The organism is Thermostichus sp. OS-CIW-31 (assembly GCF_054060305.1).
The window spans coordinates 35,554-54,718 of record NZ_JBSSDA010000007.1 but is presented as its reverse complement, the minus strand read 5'-3'; the positions used below and the strand labels follow the sequence as shown (position 1 = coordinate 54,718).

Here is a 19,165-nt window from a genome sequence, read left to right as displayed (position 1 = left end):
CTCTAGGAGAGAAGGAATTGGGATCCCACTGCCTGAAGCACCCGCTGCAACACCTCTTGATAGCCAGCTACTGGATCCCCCAGATCAAAGCGAAAGAGATCCTTGTCCAGCACTCGCGGCTCAGATCCCCCCCGATCCCAAAGACGGCAGGTATCGGGGCTAATCTCGTCGGCTAGCAGGATCTCTCCCTTCTCGTCCAGGCCAAACTCCAGCTTAAAGTCCACCAACTCTAGGCGGCAGCTTCGCCAGAAAGCCTGCAGATGGTTGTTGATGGCCAAAGCCAGGGATCCCAAGCGCTCCACCTGCTCCGGCGTGGCCAACTGCAATAGGCGGATGTGATCTGGGGTCACCAAGGGATCCCCCAAGGCATCGTTTTTGTAATAGAACTCCACCAGCGGCGGCTCGATGGGAAGGCCCTGCTCCAGACCCAGCCGTCGGCAGAGGCTACCCGCTGTGCGGTTGCGCACCACCACTTCCAAAGGCAGGATGTGCAAGGCTCGCACCTGCATCTCGGTGGGGCCGGTTTGGGCCAAGAAATGGTTGGGGATCCCTTGCTGCGCCAGGTAGGCAAACACATGGCTGGAGACGGTGCAATTCACCTCTCCCTTGCCGGCGATGGATCCCCGCTTTTGGGCGTTGAAGGCCGTGGCGTCGTCTTTGTATTGGCAAAGATAAACCCTGGGATCGGCAGTGCGGTAGATGCGCTTGGCCTTGCCCTCGTAGAGCAGCTCTTGGGGGGAGAATGGCATACGCTAACCCCTAGTATCCGGCCAGCCGTCCGCGGATCCCTTGCCAGAAGGTGATGGCCAAGATGCGCAGATCCAGCCACAGCGACCAGTTTTGCACATAGTAGAGATCATACTGGGTGCGGCGGGCAATGCTGGTATCTCCCCGCAGGCCGTGGATCTGGGCCCAGCCAGTCAGGCCGCTTTTCACCAAATGCCGATCCGGATACTTGGGGATCTCCTGGCTAAACTGCTCGACAAAGTAGGGCCGCTCTGGGCGGGGGCCCACTAGGCTCATTTCCCCTTTCAGGACGTTCCACAGTTGGGGCAGCTCGTCCAGGTTGGTGCGGCGCAAAAAGGCTCCTATCTTGGTTCGGCGCGGATCCCCGGGGCGCGTCCAGCCCGGCTGGCCGGCTGCCTCAGCATCCACTCGCATGGTGCGGAACTTGGCAATCCAAAAGCGACGCCCGTCCAAGCTCACCCGCTCTTGCCAATACAGAATGGGGCCAGGACTGCTGCAGGCTACCAGCAGGGCAATAATCAAAAACAGAGGGCTAAGCAAGATCAGGCCCAGGGAAGCTCCTAGGATGTCTACAGCTCGCTTGAGGAACCGGTTGTGGGCGTAGCGCAAAGGGGGCTGACGCAGAGTTAGAAGCGGGATCCCGTCGAGAGACTGCAGGCTGAAGTTCACCGTTAAAAAACTTAAGATATCCGGCACCAAGCGCACCTGCACCGACAATGTTTGCAAACTGAGCAACAGAGGAGCAGTTGCCAGCTCCGGTTGCCCAAACCACACCTCCTGCACTTCTGGGTGGGCTTGCAGATAGGCAATCAAATGGACCAGATCCAGACGCTCAAGAGCCGACCAGGAAGGCTCAAGCTGACTGCACAAGCAGGAGAGGGTTCCTCGGGATGAGCCGGACAGAGTCCTGTCGGCAGACTCAACCCCGCCAGAGGTAGGGCGGGCGGTGTTTAGTACTGGATATGAATCTTGACAGGGATCCCCATTTTGAGATGGGGGATCTTCCTCAAAAGAGCCTTGCTCTACGCCTGCCCAGGCGACTACCTGGAAGCCCAACTGCGGGGATCGCTGCAATCGCTCCAACACTTCCGCCAACACCGACCAGGATCCCACCCAGATGACCTGCCGCCGACCGTAGCCCCTAGAGCACAACCAGCCCATGCCCAGCCGCAACCCCACCCGTACCAAAGTCAAACTCAGCAGAGCCAACAAGCCGGCGTAGCCCACCACCAGCCGCGACAAAGAGACCGAGCGAACGAAAAAGGCCCCTGCCAGCACCAAACCAAACGTCAATCCCAACCCCACCAGCAAACTGGCCCATTCTTCAAAGCGAGACAAGCGCTTCGACTCACCGTATCCGCCTAAGCCCGCCTGAATGCCCCAATAACTGAGGGCGGTCAACAATCCCAAGGCCGCGTAGACATCCCAAGGCAAGAGCTGATGAGGACGCAAGCTGCGCAGCCAGTAGCCCGCCCCAAAGGCCAACCAAATACAAAGGCCATCGCCAAAACAGGCCAAGGGCACCCACAAACGATGCAGATCCAGACGAGTTTTATAGCCGCGTTCGGCCAAGGGTTATCTCCTTCGGCATCAAGACTGTTGACAATCTTACAGAAAAGATTGTGCATCTGAGGCTATTGGACAAGATCAGTGTTGACCAAAACTTGAATGGGTAGCCCTCACCAGATAATTCTATTGACGGCCCTTCCCAGCTTCAAAGGACTTCATGCTGCTGACACAAAATAAGTTCTTTAAGTAATTGGGATCCTCATCATGCAAGAGATAAAAATCCCTGTTGAGTGGGTTAAGTACCTTCGGAAAAGGCTGTTGTAGAAACTACCAGAATTGCAGACATTGGATGTCGAAACATGAGAGTTTAAGCAATGATCAAAGTGCAGTCTGAGAACAGCAATGATGACAGGATACTACGATTTCGTTGCCGGGCCGGCTACTGCCAGCAGAGATACACCAAAGGGCAGAGAAAACTTAGGTATCAGATAGGCTTCTGCAGCAAAAATACCCGTCAGCAGTCGATTGAGCCAAAGCGGCGGCATTTTCAGATCTTGGCTTTCCCTCAGGCGAAGCACTTTCTGCATTATGCGGATCCCTGAAATGATTGGGAAAAGAAAACTGTTGAAGAAAACAAGGGTATAAACTTCTAGACCTGAGCTTTTAAGCAACGACAAAAGTTGCCCGCGGGTATATCGTCTCTTGTGATGATTAAGCTCATCATGTAAACTCCACAGCCACGGATAAGCCGGAACAGTTACAACTAAGTAGCCAGATGGGGTTAACCTTTGACTGAGGGCTAGGAGAGCTTCTTTGTCATTCTCCAGATGCTCCAGCACATCCAGCAAAGCAATCAAATCAAATCGTTGAGAACCAAAGGGGATCCGGTTTGGCAACTCCCCCTCTGCCACGATCCCAATACCGCGAGCTTGGGCCAGCGGCAGTGCAATTTCACTCTTTTCCATAGCCCAAACTTTGCCAAATCTGGACAACATCTCCAGGTTGCCGCCGCTACCACAGCCAGCTTCCAAAATATAAGCAGAGGGGGGAAGCGACAGGGATCCAATAACCCGACTCAGAATGTGACGGCGACCCAAAAACCACCAATGCCGGTCTTCCAAGCCTGCCATTTGCTCATAAGCTTCGGGATCCATACCCGTAACCCAACAAAAGATCAAAAACAGGATTAGCCGCAGAAGGGGTTAGCAGAGCATATCTATCTAAACTAAGTTTAGGGGGATAATCGAGCCTTTCCCCAGCGATGCTTACGATACCAGGCCGCCACGTGGGGACACCACGCTTCAAAGTGGGGCCAAATCAGTTCACACAGATGTTGAATTTCTCGTTGAGCATCTTCTTTGGCTCGTAAATCCAAAAAATGCATTAGACTACGGCAATTGAAAGAGACCACGAAGTGTTGTCGGATCCCGTAGCCAATGATGTTACGGGCATCTTCATAGGGCAATCCGCACTCTTCTACCAGGCGATAATAAGCAATGGCCTGGCTGCGATATTGCGCAAGAATGATATCCAAAGCTGCGGGGGAGATGGGCTTGCAGCCCTGGCGGGTTTTGGCTTTGCCCTCCTTGACGCTGGCAGGAACGTAAAACAAAGTTTCCAGCTCTTGCAAAGACAAGGAGGACTCCGTCCCGCCACTGTGCTCCGCAATGTGCTCCGCACCGCTGTCGCGATAGGCCTCCGGCCCGCTGACGCGATCGCTGACGCAACCGTAGCCGGTCTCGCCAACAGGAGCAGCAGTCTCGGTTGTGCTCCGCACCGCTGACGCGAACAAGAGCTTTTTGCCCAAATCGGCAATTTGCTGGCCTGTATATCGGAAGGATTGAACATCAAAAGAAATTCCCACCCGATGAGTACGGGCCTGTTGCATGACGGCGTGGGGAAAATAGCCCACCCCAAAGGTGATCTGAGGATGCTCTAGAGGCCCATAGTGGCCACGGTTGCCCTCCAGCAAATGCCGCACCACGGCCTCTCCATACTTTTCCGGGATCCGGCTTTCTGAGGTGACAAAATCAGGGCTGTAATCCTGGTGCATTGCCTGGTAGATGACCCGTTCTGGATCTGGGGTTTGATTCAGCACCACAACTTGAAACAAAGCATCCACAGGCTATACCCCCTGTGAGCAAAAGGGATCCCAGAACAGTATAGGGAGGATAGAACCACAAGCAGCCTTGCTATAGGAGCCTACGAGCTCGAGTTTCCTCTGCCAGCACCAGGCTTAGGGCCGGATTGCTGCGCAACAATCCCGCTACGTAAAGGGTATAGACCTTCCCCGCCTCCAACTGGAGGTCAAACCGCTGCAGGGGAATGCTCCGGCTGGGAGCCGACTGCACACCTGGCGCGGAGGCTGAAGGGGCTATGGCCACTTGAATTTGGGTAAAGCCGGGGCGCATAGCTTGAAAGGTGGATACTTGTCCAAACGCCAACTGGGGCAGCAGTACCCGCCCTTGCTCCCCTTGCCATTGCAGGGCCGGCGCATCAGGGGCAGCGTGGACAAACCGCACCAGGGCTTGATCAAAGGGCGGATGGATGTTGTCTTCCAGCACCAGGGCCGTCATGCGATTCGGCTCGTTGGCAGCAACCACCGAGAATACTCCCCCGCCCCTGAGATTGGCTACGGTTCTGGCCGCAACCAAAGAACTCGCAGGCTGGCCAGGGTTCTCAGGCGTTGAAAACAAAACAATGTCGTACTCGCCCGCCGGTATGCGCACGTACTCGCTCACCGAGCCATAGGCTACACCCCGAGCAGCCTTCACCCCTCCCACCTCCAAGTCAATTCGAGGGGCATTGGGGGCCACATGCACCAAGCGCACTTGGACTTCAGAAACTCCCGCAGATGCCGAAGGCATCGGGATGGCACAGCCGGACAACAGCCCCGACATCAACGACCCACCCACCACGCAGAGCACTGCGCCCACCCACCGTCGCACCATGTTCACGCTCACTCCTACTCCTCACACCCAACGCTCACCGGGGATCGAGCTGCTGTGTTCCGCCAAGCCAAGGGGCGCTCTCGCTCCCCAAAAGTTCGTATTGGCGCAAGGGATCCCACCCTGCTGACGCCAAGGAACCTGCTCTTGTCTTACTCCACTTTTGCGCCCAATGCCATAGAGCTATGGGACGAGTTGGGATCCGATCCCTTCTAAACCAAAGGGAACTCGCGGGACTTCGCCTCACCTGCAGCATCTGGGTTGGGGGCAGGGATCCCTGTCTGTTCGCGCTCGCGGGACGGAGTCCTTGGAGACCGACGGCTAAACAGGCGGAAATAGGTGCTCACGGCCAGCTCTTTCAGGGGGAAAAGCAGGTAGGTCAGGGGGTTGATGGTGACGATGATGTTGCGGCAGTCTCGTTTGGCCTGGGCCAAGATCTGAGCGGCCACCCAATCTCCCGACATAACCCCAATGGGATTGAGCTGGCTCTTGAAGGGGCCGAGGATGAGCTTGCGCACTGTGCAGGGAGCATCGAGGCGGCGCAGAGTAACCAGATCGCCTAGGGCCCGCTTGGAGAGCTCGTAGAGGGGACTGAAAGCAGGGCTAGCCTCAGCCTCTGAGGTGTTCACCCACACCTCTTTGGTGGCCATCTCAGGGTTGCCGCGCACCGTCTGGAAGAATAGCTCCATTAGGCGCCAACTGGAGAAAGTGTTGACGGCATAGGACTGGCGGACAGACTCGGGATCCCGTTGCCTGTGGACGTTCAGGCCGTGGTTGAGCACCAAGATATCCACCCGCTCCAGCAGCTCAGCCAGGGATCCCTCTTGCCCCACCTGCCAGCGAACGGTCTCCACCGGCTGGATCTGGCCGTCCACTTCGATGTGAACCGAATCCGAATGGGAGCTGAGGGCGATGACTTTGGCCCCCTGCTGGTGAAAATGCTTGAGCAAGGCCCGGCCCAGGGTGCCGGAGGCGCCGGTGACGGCTACTCGCTTGCCTTTCAAGGAGAGACTGGTGCCCATGAGCCGATCTACGAGAGTCAGGGTGCCGCAAAAATAGGCGTTGGTATCGTCGAAGTGGTGCCGCCAGTGGTAGGCGCGGTTGACATGCCATTGGCTGGGAGGAACGGGGAAAGGCCCCGGTCGGTGGGTGATATCGGTCTCCAGGGCCAGCCCGTAGCCGCGCAGCATGCCTGCCACCCAAAAACTGGCCGAGTAGAGAATGCCCACCGCTGCCGCCAGGCCGTACAGCAGGGATCCCCAGCCCAATACCACCACCCAAGGGATCCCGGCCAGGATCATCGTCGCCGCTTCGGGAACGTCGTGGTGCCACTGGGATTCTCGGTACAGCTGTGCATCCACCACGCTAAGGTCGGGGCGGAACAGGCGGTGGTGCAGGATGTGTTTGGGCATCAGCCAGGGCCACCGGTGGGCCAGCCAATGGCGCACATCCCGCACGATCTCAGCCCAAAGGATGGAGGCTAGGGCGACAGCCCCCACCCCTATCCAATGACTTACGCTGCTGACATCCATAGACTCGCTTGCGGTGGCCAAACTGCTCTTGGGCTTGTCGTCGCCTGATACATTTACGCTGAACACTGCTGAACATCACTGTTCAACTATGCAGCGATAGCATTCTGTTTGTTTCCAAACAGAATGGCGGTATCCCGCAAAGCTTTGAGTAGAATACCCAAAGCGCAGTTTCCGTGTCGTCTTACTACCAATTTTCTGCTTTGCTTTGGCTACCATGTTGGCAGACTCGAAAGTAAACAGAAAGATCAACTGGTAGTAATCCGCACTGAACATATTATACATTATTTTCAGTATAGTTGAGCTTATTATTGACTAGAGTCATGCTCTTCTGTAGGCTTAGTTAGCAACCCTCAAAAATCATCGCAAAGATTCTTCAAAAGATCATCTGCGAGCCTGTCTTCCCTCACCCCCGGCCCCTCTCCCTCAGGGAGAGGGGAGGTAGAAATCAAGGGGCTACGGGCTGAAGCTCTCGGATCTCGACCGGATCTCCAACGGCCAAACCCAAAGCAGCAGCCGTCCCGCCGCGAAACTCCAGCACACCGTCCACCAACTGGGAAGGAGGCGGCCCATAGGTGGGGCAGGGTTGGGCGGGGCAACCGGGCACATCGGCGGCAATGTACACCACCTTGCCTTGGTGAAGGAAAATGATGTCCAGGTTGATCAGGGTGTTGAACATCCAAAAAGAAGCTGGCTGGGGCGGATCAAAGGGAAACCACATGCCCCGATCCGGCGGCAAATCGGTGCGAAACATCAGGCCCAAGCGCTGTTGCTCAGGGGTGCGGGCCACCTCTAGCTCAAAGCGTTGGCCGGCAAGGGTGACTTCGGCTTCAACCGGCAGTTGCTGGGGCTGCCCTATGGCTGGGGGGGATGGAGAGATGGCTTCGGTTACCTGAGTTTGTGAGGCGGGAGATCTCTCCGTGGCAGCAGTACATCCCAAGCCGGATCCCAGGAGCAGTAGAGCCAGGCCCAAGGCGACTCTGCACCCTTTTGGAACGTGTATCGTGAACAGAACCATGTGGCACTCTCCTGTGCAGGCTTCATCCTATCGCGCCAGACGCTGCTGCTGCGACTTGACCAGCCAGACGCAGGAAGTTCCCCCCTGGGAGAGCCTTGCCAATTCTTGCTTGCCGGAAGCGGCCTGTGCTTTTCCCCCTTGAGCGCAGCCGGAATGGCGGCCCTGGGCAAGGGAAGTCCACAACCGACCCGATAGCATAGCCATAGACTCTGCCAGGAGAGCCCTATGAAAGACCTGTTTAATCGATCCTTGGTGAGCCGGATCCCTCTTCTGGCTCTGCTGGGTTTACTGAGCCTGGGCCTCTGGCCCACTCACGGGATGGGATCCCGTTCACAGGAAACCCCGGTGCGGATTCCCTTTGAGCCAACGGTGACCTATGGGGAAGGGTATGGGGAAAAGACCGTGGCCCAACAAGCCCAAAGCCGCTTTGCGCTGAAACTGTTTGATCACCTGCTCCGGCAGCAGCCCCAAGAGAACCTCTTTTTCTCCCCCTTGAGCATCCGCCTGGCCCTGAGCATGCTCTACAACGGCGCCTCTGGGGAGACTCAAACGGCAATGGCCGAGGTGCTGGAGGCACAGGACCTTTCCCTCAATGAGTTGAACTGGAGCAATGCCCAAATGGTGGGCTGGCTGGCGGAGGGATCCCCGGCAGGAGGGCCAGTCCAGGTGCAAATGGCCAACGGCCTCTGGGTGAATCAAACCCTCACCTTACAGCCCCAGTTTTTGCAGGCTTTGGCCACCTACTACCAAGCGGTGGTGAATCGGGTGAATTTGGGATCCCGGCAAACGGTGAACCAGATCAACGGCTGGGTGGCCGAGCGCACCCAGGGCAAGATCAACCGCATTGTGGATCGCCTCAGCCGCGAGGATTTGATGGTTTTGCTCAATGCCATCTACTTCAAAGGCGAGTGGACTCAGCCCTTCGATCCGGAGCGCACCCAAACTCAGCCCTTTACTCGGTTGGATGGCCGCCGCGTCCGAGTACCCATGATGGTTCAATCAGGTCGTTACAACTACCTGGAAACCGAGCAGTTGCAGGTGGTGAGCCTGCCCTACGGGGAAGGAGAACTGGAAATGCTGATCCTGCTGCCCAAGAAGGGAGTGAAGCTGGAATCGCTGCGGGCAGAGCTGAGCCCGGAAACTTGGCAAGAATGGACGGGATCCCTGCGCCCCCGTGCAGGTTCGGTGCGGATCCCGAAATTTGAACTGGCTTATGAAACGGATCTCACTTCAGTTCTACAACAGTTGGGCCTGGGGATTGCCTTTTCCAACCGAGCCGATTTCAGCCAGATGACCCCAGAGCCAGCGCGGATCAGCAAAGTCCTGCACAAAGCAGCAATTGAAGTGAACGAAGAGGGATCCGAGGCGGCAGCCGCTACTGGGGTGATCGTCTCCCGGACTGCTGTCGACCGGCAAGAGCCCTTTCAATTTGTGGCAGATCGGCCCTTCTGGTTTGCCATTGTGGCCTCCGGATCCGGCGGCAACCCAGCGGCCCAAACCGTGTTGTTCATGGGATCCCTGGTGGATCCTAAATAAGGGGATCCCTCAGGGCAGCTTGCTGACTTCTTACCGGGCGTGCAGATCGCTCTTCAGCTAGAAATCGCAGGAGCCCCGCACTGTACCCGTAGGGTCAGTGCCGGGAGAAATGCGCTTTGATGAAGTACAATGAACTTATGAGCCAAATCCTGACCATCTCCTGCAAGCTCAAGGCGTTCCCGTCACAAGCCGCCAAATTGGACGCGACGATGGAGGCTTTTGGCCAAGCCTTGAACTGGGTCAACCAGAACACGCCGGAGAAGATCGTCAACGCGGTCAAGTTGCAATCCCTTTGCTACTACGAGATTCGAGCTCGGTTCGGCTTGTCCAGTAACTTGGCTCAACAGGTGTGCAGACGGGTGGCCGGCGCCCGCAAAGTGGCGAGACAGCGCAACCGTCCAGTTAAAGAGTTCAAGCGTAGGTTCGCTACCTACGACGCTCGTATCTTCTCGTTCCGCGAGAAAGACTGGACGGTGTCGCTGACCACGGTGGAGGGTCGGGAGCGCTTTGAGCTGTCCATCGGCAACTACCAGCGTGGGATACTGGCGGGTTCCAACCCAAAAGCCGCCACGCTGGTCAAGCGGAAAGACGGCTCCTACTACATCCAGATTTGCGTAGAGGGAAAGCCACCCAAGCAGCAAGATGCCGACAAGGTGATCGGGGTGGACTTGGGGAGGACAGATATTGCCCATACGTCAGAAGGGGACAACTGGAATGGACAGCAGTTGAACAGAGTCCGAGACCACTACTCCCGATTGAGGGCGGTACTTCAACGCAAAGCCAGTAAGGGCACACGCAGTTCGCGGCGCAGATGCCGTCAACTGCTGCAACGGCTGTCTGGCAAGGAGAGACGCTTTCAAACGTGGGTCAATCATCGCATCTCCAAAGCTATTGTCTCTAGGGCAAAGGCGACAAATAGCGCTCTTGCTCTGGAAGACTTGACAGGGATTCGGGAAAGGGTCAATCAACAGCCACGCAGCAAGACAGAGCGTAGGCGGGCAAATAGTTGGGCGTTTTATCAACTCCGTCAATTTTTGGAGTACAAGGCTCTGCGTGCAGGGGTTGCTTTGATTCTTGTTCCGCCTGCCTACACGTCGCAGACCTGCCACCGGTGTTTGCACATTCATCCCGACCCTGCGCAATCCTACCGCAGTGGAAAGAAGTTTAAGTGTGGACACTGTGGATGGGAAGGGGATGCGGATTTGAATGGTGCGAATGTGATTGCGCTTTTGGGGGCTGCTGTAAACCAGCCTAGAGGTTCGTGGTTGGCTTGCCAACTGCAGGGCTACCGAAAGCCCGCCCTGTACTGCGAAGCAGTCAGGGTCGGGTAGTTTACGATGTGTTGACCCCAGACCGGCTCCCTTGGTTGGTTTAGCCGTTTTTCATTGCAGAGGTCGTGATGGTCGAGGTTTTGGAAAGAGAAAAATTGGCCGAGGCACCTGCTGATAGTTCTCCGGCAGCTTCTCGAAAAATTTGGACTGACGAAGAGTTTATGGCTTTACCGGAGGATGGCAATCGCTATGAGGTTGTGAATGGAGAACTGGTTACTGTGGGCTCGGCAGGCGCAAAGCATGGGTACTACGTAAGTTTGATTCATATCATTCTAGGCTCGTACGTTCGCAGTCAAAGGATTGGATTTACCTTCGATTCCGATACTTCCTTCAAAATGAAATCCGGTAATCGCCGCTCTCCGGATTGTTCTTTTTTTTCCAAAGAACGACTGCAATCTCTGGGCGGGATCCCAAGGGGTTATATTGAGGGATCCCCAGACTTGGCTGTAGAAGTTCTCTCCGATGCCAACACCATTGGAGAGATCCATGATAGGCTCGTTGAGTATTTTGAGAATGGATCCCGGCTGGTCTGGATCATTCATCCTGAAGAGAAATACGTTCTGGTCTATCGCCGGCCTGAGCCTGAAGCATTGAAGAAACCCGGCGACATCCTGGAAGGTGGAGAGGTGATCCCTGGATTTGCGCTGGATTTATCAGAGTTTTTTGCCGAGCCGGAGTTGTAGTTTTTCACCAACGCAATGTACGGATAAGACGCCTTCAGCGCCTAGGGAAAAGCAACCCCTGTTAAGCTAGCCTAAGCAGTGGGATCCCATTTCATGGCACCGGTCTATCCGCAGGTTCTGGAGCGCAATCCCAAACGGCTGCGCATTGCCCTACAGCGGTTTACCTCTCAGCAACTGGCTTGGCGGGCGGCAGGGGGCTTGGTGCTGCTAATTTTGGGATCCCAACTGTGGGCTCGTTCGCCGCTGTTGGGTTTGGTGGCTGTGGGGATGGGCCTGTGGGCTGGGATCCCTTGGGGGCTAGGCCAGATCTTGAGCCTAGATCGAGAGAGGCAGGTGGTGACCCTGACCCACCTGCGTGGCCCTTGGGGGATTTGGCGGCAGCAGGTGTTTTCCTATCCCTTGGCTCAGTTGCAAGGAGTGCGGCTGCATCGAGTGGGTCAGGAAGTTTTGGATAACCAAGCTCAAGAGAGTTTCCAGGTCCAAAGCCAAGTGCGGCTGCAGTTTCACAGCGATCCTTCTAAACCGGAGCTGAACGAGGAGGTCATCGCCTGCTTTAGCAGCCAAGTCGGCATCAAAGGGGACGAACCAGAAGCTTTCGTGCTCTCTCAGCGGCTGGTGCGCTGGATTCAGAACTATCTATCCGAACACTTAGGAAACCTAAGAAACAACTCTTCATCCTAAAAGCCCCCTTTTCGAGGATACTGCCCCACCGTTCCAGTAGACTCAAACTTTGCTCTCCTTTTCGGGGAGATGGGGAATTGTTGGCACAGTGCTTGATCCTGGGTTAGAAATGCTGCTGAGATTCTTGTAAGCTTTGACACTCCATACACTTACGTAATTATGAGCGTCTCCTGGAATCTAGTCAACCTAAACACCTTACTCGACCGAAACACTCTGCCCGGATGGCTTTGGCTGCTCCTTTGGGGATCCTCACTGGCCGTGGTGATGTACTGGCAAAAGCGCTGGCTGCAGCGGGATCAGGTGGGTTTTCCCGATGTCATCATGCTGGCGCGTGCAGATACGACGGTGGTGGAATGTAACGAAGCTTGCCAAAAACTCTTAAGCAATTGGCGAGGCAAGCGCTGGATTGACGTGCTGCCGGCAGAAGAGCAAGAGCAGGTGCGGCAGAAGATAGCCCAGCTCACCCCTCAGCAGCCTACCTTCACCCGAGTTGGCAGGGTATCGGATGCGTCGGGGCAGACGCGCTGGTTCGAGTGGATCAACCAAGGCATTTTTGACCGGCGGGGCCGCTTGCAGTTTATTCGCGGCGTGGGCCGAGACATTACCGAGAAGAAACAGTTGGAAGAAAACCTGCGGCTGCGGGAGGCCCAACTGCGCACCTTGTTGGATGCCCTGCCATTGGCGGTGTGGGCCAGGGATCCCCAGGGAGTGCTGATTTTGCAAAATGCCACCGACCGCGCCTGGTTTGGCGATCTGCTGGGCACTTCTTTGGAGGAGGCAGCTCAGCAACATCCCCACTGGCTGGAGTACACCTCTCAAGTTCTAGCCGATCTAGAGCGGCAAGGGTTTTCCCAACTCGAGGGCAAGGAAGTAATTCAAGGTCAGGAGCGCTATACTTATCGCCTGGCCGTAAAGCTTCAGGATCAGTCTAAAGGATTAGGGCTTCTCGGCATTGTCCTAGATATCACCGAGCAGAAGCGCCTGCAACGAGAGCTAACAGATCAACAAGAACGCTTTCGCGCCTTTATCAACAACAGCCACGACATCTTGCACCGGGTTGATGCCCAGGGCCGGCTGTATTGCCTTAATCCCCCGGTGGCGGAGAAGATTCTAGGCCTTACCCCCCAGCCAGGAGAGCCTCAACCCCTGGAGCTGGTTCATCCCGAAGACCGCGAGGCCATCGCGTCTGCCTGCGAGCAACTCCTGTCCCAGCCCGGCCAGACTCTCTGCTTTGTCTATCGGATGCAACATGCCGACGGCCATTGGGTGTGGCTGGAGAGCCTCTGCACCAATCTTTTGGAGGATCCTTTGGTTCAGGGGATGGTTGCCAGTACCCGCGATATCACCCAACAAAAGCAGGTGGAACTGGCCCTGCGAGAGAGCGAAGCCCGCTTCCGGGAAATTGCAGAGGCTGTACCGGTGACTTTCTTCGTACAGTCGGCAGACTTTAGCCGCGCTCTTTACAAAAGTCCTCGTTGTGAACAGATTTTCGGATATACACCAGAGGAGCTTTATCGCCAGCCGGATCTGTGGAAGGAAAGGATCCACCCAGAGGATCTGCCAAGAGTGATGGAAACCCTGTCTCTTGCCACCCAAGGCAAAATGTCAGTTACCTATCGGATTTTCCACCCAGATGGCAGGCTGCGCTGGTTGCGTACCTCTTGTTACCCCGTCTTGAACGAGCAGCAGGAAGTCGTTCACATCGCAGGCATTACCGAAGATATTACGGAGCAGAAAGAAGCAGAGCTGGCTCTACAAGAAAGCGAAGCTCGGCTTAGGGCTATTCTGGATGGGATCCCTTTTTCTATCTTTCTCAAAGATCTGGAAGGGCGCTATCTTCATGTAAACAAGACTTATCTACAACAGAGAGGCTGCAAGGCAGAAGAGCTCATTGGAAAGTTGGATAGTGAGCTGTTCGCATCAGAAGAGGCTCTAGAATTTCGAGATCAGGATCAAAAAGCCCTGCAATCTCCGCATCCTGTCAGCTACGAGCGAACCTTTTTCCGCGATGGCAAGAGATTGACCCAGTGGGTCACCAAGCTTGCCCTGCGGGATCAGCAGGGGTCTCCTTACGCCGTTTGCGGCATCGCTATGGACATAACGGCCCTCAAACAAGCCCAAGATCTGTTGCTGAAAGAAGCAGAGCGGGAGCGGCTGCTTGGAGCTTTGCTGCGACGCATCCGTCAGGATTTGGATTTGCAATCTATCTTGCAAACCACTGTTGCAGAAGTGCGAGAGGTTTTCCAGGTGGATCGGGTGATGATCTATCAGTTGCAGGAAGGTGTAGGGGGGTTTGTAGCTGCTGAGTCGGTGGCGGATCCCTGGCCCAGCCACTTGGGCCGCTACGTGTGGGATGAGTATTTCCAAAGGGATCCGTGCTATCGCAAGTACCAAGAGGGCTTTGTCCAGGCAGTGGGGGATGTAGCAATAGCCGATTTGGATCCTTGCTATCGGGAGCTCTTGGAATCTTTCCAGGCCCAAGCCAACTTGGTGATCCCAATTCGGCGGGGAGAGGATCTCTGGGGCCTTCTGGTGGCACAGCACTGCCAATCCAGCCGCCCTTGGCAGGGGTGGGAAATCCGGCTTTTACAAGAGCTGAGCGATCAATTAGCCATCGCGTTGCAACAGGCCCAGTTATATGAACAACTGCAAGCCCTCAATCAAACCTTGGAAGAAAAGGTTCGGCAACGCACCTCTGAGTTGCAGCGATCCCTGCAATTTGAGGCCCTGCTGAAACGCATCACTGACCGGGTGCGCGACTCTCTGGATGAAGCTGAAATTCTCAACACCGCTCTGCGCGAGCTGGGAGAAAACCTAAATGCAGATGGCTGCGATATTGCCCTTTACAACGCCGATCTCACCCTTTCCACCATCAGCTACGAGTATTGTCCTCGCTTGGGGTCGGCCTTGCATACTTGTATTCCCTTTGCCCAATATCCAGATCTCTACGCCCAGTTGTTGCGAGGAGAGCCCTGCATATTTTGTTTACTTCCTGACGCCCCCCGCCAAGGATCAGTCTTGGTCTGCCCTCTGCGGGATGGGGAGCAAGTCTTGGGGGATCTGTGGGTTTTTCGCAGCAGCGAGGAAAGTTTTGATGAGCAGGAAATGAATCTCGTAGCTCAAGTGGCCAATCAATGTGCTATCGGCCTAAGGCAGGCGCGCCTATTCCGAGCTGCCCAAGAGCAGGTGCAAGCCCTGGAGCGCCTTAACCGCCTCAAAGATGACTTTATCAGCACCGTCAGCCACGAGCTGCGCACTCCTCTAACCAGCATGAAAATGGCCCTGAAAATGTTGCAGATGGCTCCCACTGGGGAGAAACGAGCTCAATACTTAGCCATTGCAGAGCGAGAATGCCAGCGGGAGATCGAGCTGATCAATGACCTGTTGGATTTGCAGCGGCTAAAGGCAGGAGCCTATGCTTTGAATCTGCAAACGCTGACCTGGGAAGCCTTGTTGGGGGATTTGCTGTTGGCTATTGGCGAACGCGCCCGTACTAAGGGGCAAACCTTTCAAGCCAACGTGCCTCTGGAGAGCAGCATCACCACAGATCCTCTCCTTTTGGGGCGTATCCTGCGGGAGCTGCTACACAACGCGGTGAAATACACCCCCGGCCAGGGATCCATCCGCCTAGAAGTCAGGGTTGAGGCCAACCGAACTCGCATCCAAGTCAGGAATAGCCAAGAGATCCCGGCTGAGGAACTCACCCGCATTTTCGATCGTTTTTACCGGATCCCCAGCCATGATCCTTGGAAAGAAGGGGGCACCGGTCTGGGCTTGGCTTTGGTGAAACAAATGGTGGATCAACTGAGGGGATCCATTGAGGTCAGCAGCGCCGCCGGCTGGACAACTTTCACGCTCCACCTGCCCCCTCTGCCCCAGTTTTAAAGGTTGAGCGGATCCCTGGGGACTCCTGCTTTGCGCTTGCGCTTTTCCAGGTTGGTTTCAAAGTAGCGATGGTTACGCAGATCTGGCAAGATTCCTGCCTCAGAAACTTAGCCCTTAAAGCGGCGCAGCGCCGATTTGATCCCTACCTTAGGGGTTCTCTCCCCCGGTACCTCTGCACAGCCCGTCTTATTGTAAGTTCTGTAGCAACAGATACGGAAATAGTTCCCAACACAGATGCTCATCTCGGCCAGAAGAGATAGAGGCTGAGTATTCTGAGGGTTGCTGTCGTATCCGGGATCTGGATTGGCCGCCAACCCAACCTTCTCAATCTGGTCACGCTGCCGAAGACGCGAGGCAGAGAGGATTTGTTGCAAGTAAGTTTCAATTCACAACTTTTTCTTAATAAGTGATTTCGGTTCTTGAGGATCTGGCTTACTTTGTTACCTGTAGAGTGTTCCTTGCCAAAAACCTATGAGCATTGTTGCCCAAGTCATCGCGCAGTCGGACGCGGCTGATCGCTTCCTCAGCAGTGCCGAGATCGCCAAGCTAGAGGATTTCTTCAGCAAGGGTCAAGTTCGCATCCGAGCCGCCCAAAAGTTAGCAGAGAACGAGCAAAAAATTGTCCAGGAAGGCAGCAAACGGTTTTGGGCCAAATGCCCCAACACCCCCAGCAATAAGGGCAACCCTCAAAAAACTGCCCTCTGTCAACGAGATCAAGGCTGGTATATCCGCTTGGTTAGCTATTGCATCTTGGCAGGCAACGATAAGCCGCTGGAAGATATCGGCTTGAACGGCATGCGAGAAATGTACATCTCTTTGGGCGTGCCGCTACCCAACCTGCGGGTGGCGATGAGCTGCCTAAAAGAGGTAGCTGCCGGCATTCTTTCTTCAGAGGAGATGGCTCTAGCTGCCCCCTACTTTGATCGACTGATTCGCGCTTTTTGAATCGATGAATGGATAGACAAATCGCTGCCCTCTCGCTCAGTTTTAGAGTTGAGGCGCGCTACTCCTGCCTCTGTGAGCTTGAGGTTTCGGCTGGCTTTGCGAGCTTGACCTGCAAGCTGTGAAGTTGTCTTAAGTTGCAATCCATAAGAGTTCTCACAGGCAATGCCTGAGCAAGCGGTGCAAGGACTCCGTCCCGCTAACGCGAACAGCATTTGCCCAATTGCCTCAAGAAATCAGTCCCTACTAGTGCTTAGAGGAGAAAAATCCATGAAAGATACCATCACTTCCCTGATTAACCCCGCCGATGAGAAAGGCTCTTACTTAGATGCCGCAGCTCTGGAACAATTAAATCGCTATTTCCAGAGTGGCAACATGCGCGTCAAGGCGGCCAAAACCATCAGCTCCAGCGCCAGCAGCATTATCAGCAAAACGGTTGCCAAGAGCTTGCTCTACGGGGATATTACCCTACCGGGGGGCAATATGTACCCTACTCGGCGCTACGCGGCTTGCTTGCGGGACCTGACCTATTTTCTACGCTATGCCACCTACGCCATGTTGGCTGCCGATCCCTCAATTTTGGATGAGCGCGTGTTGCAGGGTTTAAAAGAAACTTACATCACCCTCGGCGTTCCCATCGATCGCGTCATTCAGGCCCTCAATGCCATGAAAGAGGTCCTGACCGAAAGTCTCGACACAGAGGCAAGTCAAGAAATGGCCGTTTATCTTGACCATATCATTGCCGGTCTGAGCTAAACGTGCCTGTATTTTTGAGGGCTCACTGAGGAGCTATCTATGAATGCCAAAAAGATGCACCCATCGGGCTACCCCTGGTGGTCAGGTAACGCTCGATTGATGAACCTCTCTAATACTTTTATCGTGGCGCATGTGGCCCATGCGGCCTTGATCATGGCTTGGGCGGGGGGCTTTACCTTGTTTGAGCTGGCCAAGTTCTCGCCAGAGCGGCCCATGTACGAGCAAGGGCTGATTTTGCTGCCCCACTTGGCCACATTGGGGTGGGGGGTTGGCCCCGGTGGCCAGATCGTCAATACCTTTCCCTATGTGGCCATTGCCTCAATTCACCTGGTGGCTGCCGGCGTGTTGGCTGGAGGAGCCTACTTCCACCAAACCCAACTTCCCCCCAGCTTAGATATGGAATTCGGCAGGGCTGCCAAGTTTCACTTCACTTGGGATGATGCCAAAACGTTGGGAGTGATTTTGGGGCACCACCTACTGATTTTGGGCCTGGGATCCCTATTGTTGGTGGCCAAGGCGATGGTGTTCGGGGGGCTGTATGACGCCAACACCGGTCAGGTACGCCTGGTTACGGCTCCAACTTTGGACTTTGCCACCCTTTGGAACTACCGCACCCACCTGTTTGATGTCAATAATTTGGAAGACTTGGTGGGGGGCCATATCTATGTGGGAGCTCTTCTCTTGTTGGGAGGGGTGTGGCATATCCTGGTTCCGCCGTTTGAGTGGGTTAAAGCTCGCTTTCTCTTCTCAGCAGATGGGATCCTCTCCTACTCTCTATTCGGCATCGCCCTAGCCGGTTTTGCGGCTTCTTACTACTGTGGGTTTAACTCGCTGGCCTACCCGGTGGAGTTTTACGGCCCCACCCTGGAGCTGAAATCCGCCTTTACTCCTTACTACTTCGATCCAAATCAAACGGGAGCGTGGAACTACTCCTCAAGGGTTTGGCTGGCGAATGCTCACTTCTACTTAGCCTTCTTTTTTCTACAAGGATCCCTGTGGCATTTTCAGCGAGCGATGGGATTTGATGTCGGCAAGATGCTGCAGCTTTGGCAGCAGAGTCGGCAGGAAATGACCTCTCAGTCGGTGTATCAGGTTCAATTTCAGTGCCGACCTCAGCCTGACTTTGCAACTTTTTACGAGCCGCCCTTTGCAGGTCCAGAGCCTCTATCTGTATCTCCCGAGGATATCTACTGGTATCAGCCGCCAAAGGCTCCCAGCTCCAGATCTCTATCGTTGATAAACGGCGTTCGGCAAACTCTCTATGAAGTGAACTACACCCTTAGGAGGTGGATCTTCTACGAGCCCGCAAGAGAGAAGATAGCTTTCAATCGTTCTGACTTAAAGGCAGATTATGGTTCGCGCAAGTCAAGGGCTGATTTCTCGAAGTTTGCTCGATCTCTGCCCAAAGTCTTCTACGAGCCGAGCAGAGTTCAGGCTTAACCTACCTGGGATTTGAGGGGGTTTGGCCCTCAGGAGAGGTGATTACCCTGCCTGGGGGCTTTTTGCTTTGCTAGGGCTCCGCAGTGTGGGCTAAGGAAGGGAGTACCGATCTAGACTTGGCCTTGGTGAAGCAAATGGTGGATCAACTGAGGGGATCCAT

General features: G+C 55.2%; 16 protein-coding genes and 1 pseudogene. 8 read left to right on the top strand and 9 right to left on the bottom strand.

Going from position 1 to position 19,165, the window contains the following annotated elements; all coding sequences use genetic code 11:
* Positions 1-2: 2 nt before the first annotated feature.
* The 8 genes from purC to ACVWY9_RS05865 form a co-directional block, all read right to left on the bottom strand.
* Positions 3-749, bottom strand: coding sequence for a phosphoribosylaminoimidazolesuccinocarboxamide synthase (gene purC / locus ACVWY9_RS05900; RefSeq protein WP_414344193.1), 747 nt, complete (start codon positions 747-749; stop codon positions 3-5).
* A 10-nt stretch (positions 750-759) separates the two neighbouring features.
* Positions 760-2,319, bottom strand: coding sequence for a sugar transferase (locus tag ACVWY9_RS05895; RefSeq protein ID WP_011433382.1), 1,560 nt, complete (start codon positions 2,317-2,319; stop codon positions 760-762).
* Positions 2,320-2,672: 353 nt separating this feature from the next.
* On the bottom strand, positions 2,673-3,410 hold the full coding sequence (locus tag ACVWY9_RS05890) for a class I SAM-dependent methyltransferase (protein ID WP_041436582.1): 738 nt from the start codon (positions 3,408-3,410) through the stop codon (positions 2,673-2,675).
* Positions 3,411-3,487: 77 nt separating this feature from the next.
* Complete coding sequence (locus ACVWY9_RS05885; protein ID WP_011433380.1) at positions 3,488-4,378, bottom strand: FAD-dependent thymidylate synthase; 891 nt, start codon at positions 4,376-4,378, stop codon at positions 3,488-3,490.
* A gap of 70 nt (positions 4,379-4,448) precedes the next feature.
* Complete coding sequence (locus ACVWY9_RS05880; protein WP_457387769.1) at positions 4,449-5,219, bottom strand: DUF4397 domain-containing protein; 771 nt, start codon at positions 5,217-5,219, stop codon at positions 4,449-4,451.
* Between the two features lie 197 nt (positions 5,220-5,416).
* Positions 5,417-6,736 (bottom strand): bifunctional sterol desaturase/short chain dehydrogenase, encoded by a 1,320-nt coding sequence (locus ACVWY9_RS05875; protein ID WP_457387803.1) that lies wholly within the window; start codon positions 6,734-6,736, stop codon positions 5,417-5,419.
* 445 nt (positions 6,737-7,181) lie between these two features.
* The gene (locus ACVWY9_RS05870) at positions 7,182-7,706 is read right to left on the bottom strand and encodes a DUF192 domain-containing protein (protein ID WP_414344197.1); all 525 of its coding nucleotides are present in this window, start codon (positions 7,704-7,706) and stop codon (positions 7,182-7,184) included.
* A gap of 72 nt (positions 7,707-7,778) precedes the next feature.
* Positions 7,779-7,955 (bottom strand): hypothetical protein, encoded by a 177-nt coding sequence (locus ACVWY9_RS05865; protein WP_187147162.1) that lies wholly within the window; start codon positions 7,953-7,955, stop codon positions 7,779-7,781.
* A 21-nt stretch (positions 7,956-7,976) separates the two neighbouring features.
* Between ACVWY9_RS05865 and ACVWY9_RS05860 the strand changes: the two genes are divergently transcribed.
* The 5 genes from ACVWY9_RS05860 (at position 7,977) to ACVWY9_RS05840 (ending at position 15,867) form a co-directional block, all read left to right on the top strand.
* The gene (locus tag ACVWY9_RS05860; RefSeq protein WP_457387768.1) at positions 7,977-9,287 is read left to right on the top strand and encodes a serpin family protein; all 1,311 of its coding nucleotides are present in this window, start codon (positions 7,977-7,979) and stop codon (positions 9,285-9,287) included.
* A gap of 137 nt (positions 9,288-9,424) precedes the next feature.
* A complete protein-coding gene (locus ACVWY9_RS05855) occupies positions 9,425-10,618 on the top strand; it encodes an RNA-guided endonuclease InsQ/TnpB family protein (RefSeq protein WP_457387802.1) in 1,194 nt (397 codons plus the stop codon).
* Positions 10,619-10,686: 68 nt separating this feature from the next.
* On the top strand, positions 10,687-11,301 hold the full coding sequence (locus ACVWY9_RS05850; RefSeq protein WP_011433374.1) for a Uma2 family endonuclease: 615 nt from the start codon (positions 10,687-10,689) through the stop codon (positions 11,299-11,301).
* Between the two features lie 93 nt (positions 11,302-11,394).
* Positions 11,395-11,982, top strand: coding sequence for a hypothetical protein (locus ACVWY9_RS05845; protein ID WP_457387767.1), 588 nt, complete (start codon positions 11,395-11,397; stop codon positions 11,980-11,982).
* A gap of 159 nt (positions 11,983-12,141) precedes the next feature.
* Complete coding sequence (locus tag ACVWY9_RS05840; protein WP_457387766.1) at positions 12,142-15,867, top strand: PAS domain S-box protein; 3,726 nt, start codon at positions 12,142-12,144, stop codon at positions 15,865-15,867.
* On the opposite strand, the pseudogene rpsU reads toward ACVWY9_RS05840, so the two are convergent.
* Positions 15,864-16,007, bottom strand: a pseudogene (rpsU, locus tag ACVWY9_RS05835) (30S ribosomal protein S21). The gene ACVWY9_RS05840 and the pseudogene rpsU overlap by 4 nt on opposite strands.
* A 331-nt stretch (positions 16,008-16,338) precedes the next feature.
* Between rpsU and apcD the strand changes: the two are divergent.
* The 3 genes from apcD (at position 16,339) to ACVWY9_RS05820 (ending at position 19,005) form a co-directional block, all read left to right on the top strand.
* Complete coding sequence (apcD, locus tag ACVWY9_RS05830) at positions 16,339-16,812, top strand: allophycocyanin subunit alpha-B (protein ID WP_099812040.1); 474 nt, start codon at positions 16,339-16,341, stop codon at positions 16,810-16,812.
* Between the two features lie 267 nt (positions 16,813-17,079).
* Positions 17,080-17,565, top strand: a complete 486-nt coding sequence (locus ACVWY9_RS05825) for an allophycocyanin subunit beta (protein WP_099812041.1) — start codon at positions 17,080-17,082, stop codon at positions 17,563-17,565.
* Between the two features lie 39 nt (positions 17,566-17,604).
* A complete protein-coding gene (locus ACVWY9_RS05820; protein ID WP_457387765.1) occupies positions 17,605-19,005 on the top strand; it encodes a chlorophyll a/b binding light-harvesting protein in 1,401 nt (466 codons plus the stop codon).
* Positions 19,006-19,165 lie beyond the last annotated feature (160 nt).

Excerpts from the sequence above, each read along its gene's own strand:
- purC (WP_414344193.1), bottom strand. The coding sequence starts at position 749 with ATGCCATTCTCCCCCCAAGAGCTGCTCTACGAGGGCAAGGCCAAGCGC.
- ACVWY9_RS05890 (WP_041436582.1), bottom strand. The coding sequence starts at position 3,410 with ATGGATCCCGAAGCTTATGAGCAAATGGCAGGCTTGGAAGACCGGCAT.
- ACVWY9_RS05875 (WP_457387803.1), bottom strand. The coding sequence starts at position 6,736 with ATGGATGTCAGCAGCGTAAGTCATTGGATAGGGGTGGGGGCTGTCGCC.
- ACVWY9_RS05865 (WP_187147162.1), bottom strand. The coding sequence starts at position 7,955 with ATGGCTATGCTATCGGGTCGGTTGTGGACTTCCCTTGCCCAGGGCCGC.
- ACVWY9_RS05860 (WP_457387768.1), top strand. The coding sequence starts at position 7,977 with ATGAAAGACCTGTTTAATCGATCCTTGGTGAGCCGGATCCCTCTTCTG.
- ACVWY9_RS05855 (WP_457387802.1), top strand. The coding sequence starts at position 9,425 with ATGAGCCAAATCCTGACCATCTCCTGCAAGCTCAAGGCGTTCCCGTCA.
- ACVWY9_RS05850 (WP_011433374.1), top strand. The coding sequence starts at position 10,687 with ATGGTCGAGGTTTTGGAAAGAGAAAAATTGGCCGAGGCACCTGCTGAT.
- ACVWY9_RS05845 (WP_457387767.1), top strand. The coding sequence starts at position 11,395 with ATGGCACCGGTCTATCCGCAGGTTCTGGAGCGCAATCCCAAACGGCTG.
- ACVWY9_RS05840 (WP_457387766.1), top strand. The coding sequence starts at position 12,142 with ATGAGCGTCTCCTGGAATCTAGTCAACCTAAACACCTTACTCGACCGA.
- apcD (WP_099812040.1), top strand. The coding sequence starts at position 16,339 with ATGAGCATTGTTGCCCAAGTCATCGCGCAGTCGGACGCGGCTGATCGC.
- ACVWY9_RS05825 (WP_099812041.1), top strand. The coding sequence starts at position 17,080 with ATGAAAGATACCATCACTTCCCTGATTAACCCCGCCGATGAGAAAGGC.
- ACVWY9_RS05820 (WP_457387765.1), top strand. The coding sequence starts at position 17,605 with ATGAATGCCAAAAAGATGCACCCATCGGGCTACCCCTGGTGGTCAGGT.